The sequence below is a fragment of the Bacteroides sp. D22 genome (genome assembly GCF_000163675.1).
GTDB classification, from domain to species: Bacteria; Bacteroidota; Bacteroidia; order Bacteroidales; family Bacteroidaceae; genus Bacteroides; species Bacteroides xylanisolvens.
In genome coordinates, this window is the sequence record NZ_GG774800.1 from 199,874 (window position 1) to 205,304 (window position 5,431).

The following is a 5,431-nucleotide window of genomic DNA, read 5'->3' on the forward strand; positions in this document are numbered from 1 at the left end:
GGTCTTCCTGAACTGACCTATACCGGTCTTTCCGCCCCGTCCGGCCTGCAAATAGAATCCATGCCGAACGTCCAACGCCTGCGTCTTGAAACGTCGCCTCAACTTGACGCCATTCAGATGCTCCGTGACGTCCTCGCTTCACAAGCGGCATCCCGTAAACTTTCCATGCTCCGTATCTCGAACATGACCCTGAAGGCTGACGGCTCCGAGCTTCTTGCCATTCTCGAATATGGAGTTGCCGGAATGGATGAGGACGGCAACAGACAGGATAAACCGGTAGTCAACGGCACGTATGAACTGACAGTTATCCGTGAAACGGATGAAATCGAATCTCTTGAATCCGGTATCGACGGCCTTGTCATCCTTACCGTCATAGATGCCTACATCGACCTGATCAACTGGTTCAATAATGAGTCTTATGGCGGGGAACCGTACTACGATAACGTAACGCTGGACAACATCAATGAAGTCCTTGAATATTATAACGGCGAAACCTACGAAGAATATCTCGAACGCTTCGCTGAAGACAATATGGATATTAATGATTTAATCAACAAGTAACTATGACGAATGAACAAAGCGCAACGCTGCTTCGCTTGAATAAACAGGCACAAGTAGCAGCACTGAACGCCGTTGGATTCTCGGATATCACCGAGAATTCCCGCGCATCTGAATTTGGACAACGTATCAAGTGGGCTGCCGGCCTGCTTGATTTGAATCTTGCCTGTAACCGCATCTCGGATAACTCCAAATGGTATTTCACCCGTGAGGAATGGGATTCCCTCACGGTTACCAACAAACAGTTGTTTATCAAACGCGGTCTTCGTATCCGGGCACATGGACACTCCTTCGTAATTTCCGCCCAGGAGTGCTATAATGCCGACATGACTACCACCTTCTACTGGGGCGGTCAGGGCAAAGCCATAGATGGCCTGAATCAAAAAGGACTGGGCGCCATGTATGGCTGCTTCACGGGTGAGGAAGATACTGACCTCATTATCGCAACTCTGAAAGACCAAAATAATAGTGGTGTGATCGGTGCGCCAGCTGCCGAAGCCGCCCGTGCATACCGTGCCTACACTTTGGAAAGTGACGGTATCGAGGATGAATCTAACTGGTTCCTTCCTTCATCCGGCCAAATGCTTCTGATGTACCGCTATCGCGATAAAATCAATGAGATGATGCGTACCTTTTGGAGTAGTGACAGTATGCTGATGACTGATAAATACTACTGGTCATCAACAATTTGGGATACTAACTCCGCCTGGGCGTTCGAACTGAATACCGGGCGTATTACGAATCAAAACAAAAATTCAAATCTTCTCCATGTGAGAGCTGTTGCTTCTGAATAGTATTAACCTAAAATTATATAATAAAATGGATAAAAATATCGCTAACGCAATGCTTATGCGCCTGAATAAACAAGACCAAGTTGCAGCTTTGCAATCAATCGGTTTTACAACCGTCAATGAAAATACCCCGGCGAGTGACATCGCCAAGTATATGCAATGGGCAGGTACGCTTCTTGACCTTTCTTTGGCTACTCTCCGAATTGAAGACGGTGAACAAGTCTTTTTCACGGCTTCCGAATGGAACTCCATGAGCGCAAATAACCGCTCCAAGTATATCCGTATTGGCATCCGACTTCGTGCCGAATGCCACCAGTTCATTATCGCCAAAAGTGACTGCGTTGACGCAGGCGGCAACAAAACGTTCAAATGGGGTGGCTACGGAACCGACTTACGCGGCCTGAAAAACTACGGTAGTGGTAACCAAGGACTCTATGATACCTTCGACGGCAAGGAAAATACCGATGTTATAATAGAAACCCTTGCAGGCGTCAAGGACACCCAGGGAACTGTCGGCGCCCCTGCCGCCGAAGCTGCCAGAGCCTATAAAGCCTGTACGCTTGAATCTGACGGAATTGAAGATACAACCGTGTGGAACCTGCCCGCATTGGGAGAACTTATGCTTATGGCCAAGTATAAAACCGAAATCAATGAGCTCATAACTTCTATGTTTGGTAATCAAAATATGTTTACAAACGATTGGTATTGGTCTAGTACCGAATATGACGCTTCCAGCAGTTGGAGCGTGAACTTCAACGGCGGCGGCGTCGGCACGAGCGGCCGCCAGGGCGCGGGCCGGGTTCGTCCCCTCGCCGCAATAAACACTTTATCCCTTTAATTCTTTATCCCTTAGAGAGTTAGCTAAATAAAAGCCCCGACAGGGGCTTTTCAGTTTCACTTTTTTGAGCTAAAATTGTGTTAATTGCTTTACAGTTATTAACTTTGCGCCCTCTAATACATACATTAAAATATTAAAAAATTAACATGGCACTTACACAAGACCTTCCTATATCAAATTCGATGTATAAGCTTCTGAACCTTATCATTGATGCCCGGCAACAATTCCCCAAGGCGTTCCGGTATGAATTTGGTACGGAGTTGATGATGCTTGCCGTCCATTGTTGCGAATATATCCGTTATGCAAATACAGATATGAACCTTGAGCACCGTGCAGATTATCTGATGAAGTTTTTGTGTGAGTTTGATGCATTGAAATTACTGCTAAGAGTGTGTGAAGAACGACATTTGACCAGCCTGACTCAAACTGCCGAAATCTGTCTGCTTGCAGAGAGCATCGGTAAGCAAAGTACCGGTTGGTACAAAAAAACGGTTGCAGATCTCCAACGGCAAAAAGCTAACGGATCGCAACAAGTCGCAAAGCCGGAGTCATAATCGCCAAGGGGATTATGAGTGAGCAATTAGAATTATTTATTGGGCATCCCCCCGGTGATGAGCCGGGAAAGACTAAGATAGCGGATGCAACGGCTTCCAGCAGTTGGAACGTGAACTTCAACAACGGCAACGTCAACACGAACAACCGCCAGAACGCGAACCGGGTTCGTCCCCTCGCCGCAACAGGTAATATAATCTATGACATACTTCTTAGCAGTATTTTCGAAGCATCCGAAGATTGTGCCAGGCAGAAAAGAACGAGTACGGATTGTGTTGAGTTCTATAATGATTATCAGTCCGCATTGGTGCGGCTATGGTATTCTATTATTTACGGTGAATATGTACCGGACTTTTCAAAAGTATTCATACGGACTTACCCGGTATATCGGGAGGTTTTTGCCGCCGCTTTCATTGATCGTGTTGTCCATCACTGGATCGCTCTTCGTATCGAGCCGATCTTAGAGGAACGCTTCCGGGAACAAGGAAACGTCTCCAAGAACTGCCGGAAAGGTGAGGGATGCTTGTCTGCCGTGCACTATCTGAATAACATGATAGTCGAGGTCAGTGAGAATTATACTGCCGATGCGTACATTTTCAAAGATGACCTGTTCAGTTTCTTCATGTCTATCTCGAAATCGTTGGTATGGGAAATGCTGAACATATTCGTAAGGGACAATTATAAAGGCGATGATATTGAATGTTTGCTTTACCTTCTAGCCGTTACTATCTTTCATTGTCCACAAAATAAGTGTATCAGACGCTCTCCCGTCTCCATGTGGGACAAACTTCCCAGTAATAAAAGTCTGTTTCATAATGACCCTGACAGGGGAGTGGCTATCGGGAACCTGCCGTCACAACTCATAGCTAACTTCTTGGCGTCTGTTTTCGATTATTATGTAATGGTGATGTTAGGATTCAGGCATTATGTACGCTTTGTTGATGACTTTTGTATTGTGGTGAAATCTCCGGAAGAAATATTGTCCAAAGTCCATCTTCTTGATGGTTTCCTGAAAGAACAACTCCTTTTACGGTTGCATCCACGCAAACTGTATCTTCAGCATTATAAAAAAGGAGTCTTGTTTGTAGGGGCGTTCATTTTGCCTGGTAGAATTTATGTATCTAACAGGGTGGTTGGTAACACATATAACGCTGTCAGGAAATTTAATAAAATAGCTGAAAATGGATTTGCAGAAGCGTATGTTGAGAAATTTGTGAGTACAATGAATTCTTATTATGGCTTGATGAAACACTTTGCAACGTACAATATCCGCCGTAGAATTGCAGCGATGTTACTTCCTGAATGGTGGGAATATGTTTATATCGAAGGACATTTTGAAAAGTTTGTATTGAAGAATAAATATAACCATAGAAAACAACTAATTAAACATATCAAAAAACATGGATCAAAAAAATATCTTACCGCGTGGGATTGCTAAGCCTATCGAGCAACAGTCGGACGGAACCTGGATTGTGCGTCATCACTTCCGGGTGGTTGGTACCAGTGAGAATGGTGAGGAACTGGTAACTTTTGCCAGTTCGGAATATCCCGAGAAACCTACCTTGCAACAGATTCAAAGAAGTATTGACCGTTATCGGGTGTGTCTTACAATGTATGGAGATACGATTTCAGACGAAATAGAAAAGGTTGATCTTTCCGTGTATATGTTTACGGATTAATAGTTCAATCTGTTGGTTGTTTTAGGGGTGCTTTTCAAGCATCCCTTTTTTATTTATGGAAAAAGTGAAAATTATAATGTCTTGTTTTATAGATATTTATCATAGAATTGATTTCCAAGATTTTCCATTTTTGTAAAACTCGTTATTATACTCAATACATTTGTTCCATACAGAATATTTTATTAATAATTAAACGCTATGAGTATGGGTATAAAAGTATTGTATGATTGGATTTTGCAATCTAACCGACCGGCACACGTCAAAGCCGGGATGTTCGTCTTTGTTGTAATGCTTGCCTTCTGTTTCCTTCTATTAGGCATTGATTTCTGTGAATCTGCTATTGTTTCTTTAACGACAACCGCCATTGCCGCAATAGTGGTTGAGTACATTCAGAAAAAGTGCGGGTTCATCTTTGATTGGCTTGACGCATTAGCTACTGTTTTGCTTCCTGGGCTGATTACTGTGTTTTCAATATTGGTAGTAACTTTATGATTAATATTATGAGATGGTTATATGAGCTATTTAATGTAGACCAGATACGAATTATTTTCGTTTCGATGTTCAGTTCTCTTCTTGCTTATTTAACGCCGACTAAAGGTTTTCTTATAGCATTAGTTGTAATGTTTGGATTTAATATTTGGTGCGGAATGAGGGCTGATGGTGTTTCAATTATACGTTGTAAAAACTTTAAGTGGGATAAGTTTAAAAATGCCTTGGTTGAACTTCTTCTCTATCTTACCTTAATTCCGCAACACTATAATTTAACTTTATTTATAAGTTCCTGAGCAACAAAAAGTTGCTCAGGATTTTGCCATGTCAGATTTTTCACTTATCTTAGTGTTGCAATTCAAAACAAGCGTAAATCGTAACAAGACATGGCAAAGGTACAAATAAAATCTGAAAAACTCACACCTTTTGGAGGAATTTTTTCAATCATGGAGCAATTTGACTCCATGCTTTCACCTATTATCGACCAGACACTTGGTCAGAGATGCAGCAGTATCATCGGATAT

General features: G+C 42.7%; 7 protein-coding genes and 2 pseudogenes. All 9 read left to right on the forward strand.

Translation table 11 applies throughout. The features are described 5' to 3' along the window. Positions 1-561: hypothetical protein (locus tag HMPREF0106_RS17400; protein ID WP_009039434.1), on the forward strand; the 561-nt coding region annotated here is incomplete at its 5' end. A gap of 2 nt (positions 562-563) precedes the next feature. Next, positions 564-1,352, forward strand: a complete 789-nt coding sequence (locus HMPREF0106_RS17395) for a vir region protein (RefSeq protein ID WP_009039435.1) — start codon at positions 564-566, stop codon at positions 1,350-1,352. Positions 1,353-1,377: 25 nt separating this feature from the next. Further along, entirely contained in the window at positions 1,378-2,187 is an 810-nt protein-coding gene (locus HMPREF0106_RS17390) for a DUF1566 domain-containing protein (RefSeq protein WP_009039436.1), read from the forward strand. A gap of 146 nt (positions 2,188-2,333) precedes the next feature. Continuing rightward, a complete protein-coding gene (locus HMPREF0106_RS17385) occupies positions 2,334-2,741 on the forward strand; it encodes a four helix bundle protein (protein WP_004300306.1) in 408 nt (135 codons plus the stop codon). 14 nt (positions 2,742-2,755) lie between these two features. After that, positions 2,756-4,177, forward strand: a complete 1,422-nt coding sequence (locus HMPREF0106_RS17380) for an RNA-directed DNA polymerase (protein ID WP_009039437.1) — start codon at positions 2,756-2,758, stop codon at positions 4,175-4,177. Continuing rightward, positions 4,140-4,418 (forward strand): hypothetical protein, encoded by a 279-nt coding sequence (locus tag HMPREF0106_RS17375; RefSeq protein ID WP_009039438.1) that lies wholly within the window; start codon positions 4,140-4,142, stop codon positions 4,416-4,418. The genes HMPREF0106_RS17380 and HMPREF0106_RS17375 overlap by 38 nt, the downstream gene beginning before the upstream one ends. Positions 4,419-4,622: 204 nt before the next feature. Next, positions 4,623-4,910, forward strand: coding sequence for a hypothetical protein (locus HMPREF0106_RS17370; RefSeq protein ID WP_009039439.1), 288 nt, complete (start codon positions 4,623-4,625; stop codon positions 4,908-4,910). Further along, positions 4,907-5,164: pseudogene (locus HMPREF0106_RS28230) on the forward strand (hypothetical protein); the annotation flags it as partial. The gene HMPREF0106_RS17370 and the pseudogene HMPREF0106_RS28230, both read left to right, overlap by 4 nt. A gap of 129 nt (positions 5,165-5,293) precedes the next feature. Continuing rightward, positions 5,294-5,431, forward strand: a pseudogene (locus tag HMPREF0106_RS27010) (IS1380 family transposase); the annotation flags it as partial.

What these genes read in the sequence shown, in the direction of transcription:
- HMPREF0106_RS17390 (WP_009039436.1), top strand. Translation starts at nt 1,378, where the DNA reads ATGGATAAAAATATCGCTAACGCAATGCTTATGCGCCTGAATAAACAA.
- HMPREF0106_RS17375 (WP_009039438.1), top strand. Translation starts at nt 4,140, where the DNA reads ATGGATCAAAAAAATATCTTACCGCGTGGGATTGCTAAGCCTATCGAG.
- HMPREF0106_RS17385 (WP_004300306.1), top strand. Translation starts at nt 2,334, where the DNA reads ATGGCACTTACACAAGACCTTCCTATATCAAATTCGATGTATAAGCTT.
- HMPREF0106_RS17370 (WP_009039439.1), top strand. Translation starts at nt 4,623, where the DNA reads ATGGGTATAAAAGTATTGTATGATTGGATTTTGCAATCTAACCGACCG.
- HMPREF0106_RS17380 (WP_009039437.1), top strand. Translation starts at nt 2,756, where the DNA reads ATGAGTGAGCAATTAGAATTATTTATTGGGCATCCCCCCGGTGATGAG.
- HMPREF0106_RS17395 (WP_009039435.1), top strand. Translation starts at nt 564, where the DNA reads ATGACGAATGAACAAAGCGCAACGCTGCTTCGCTTGAATAAACAGGCA.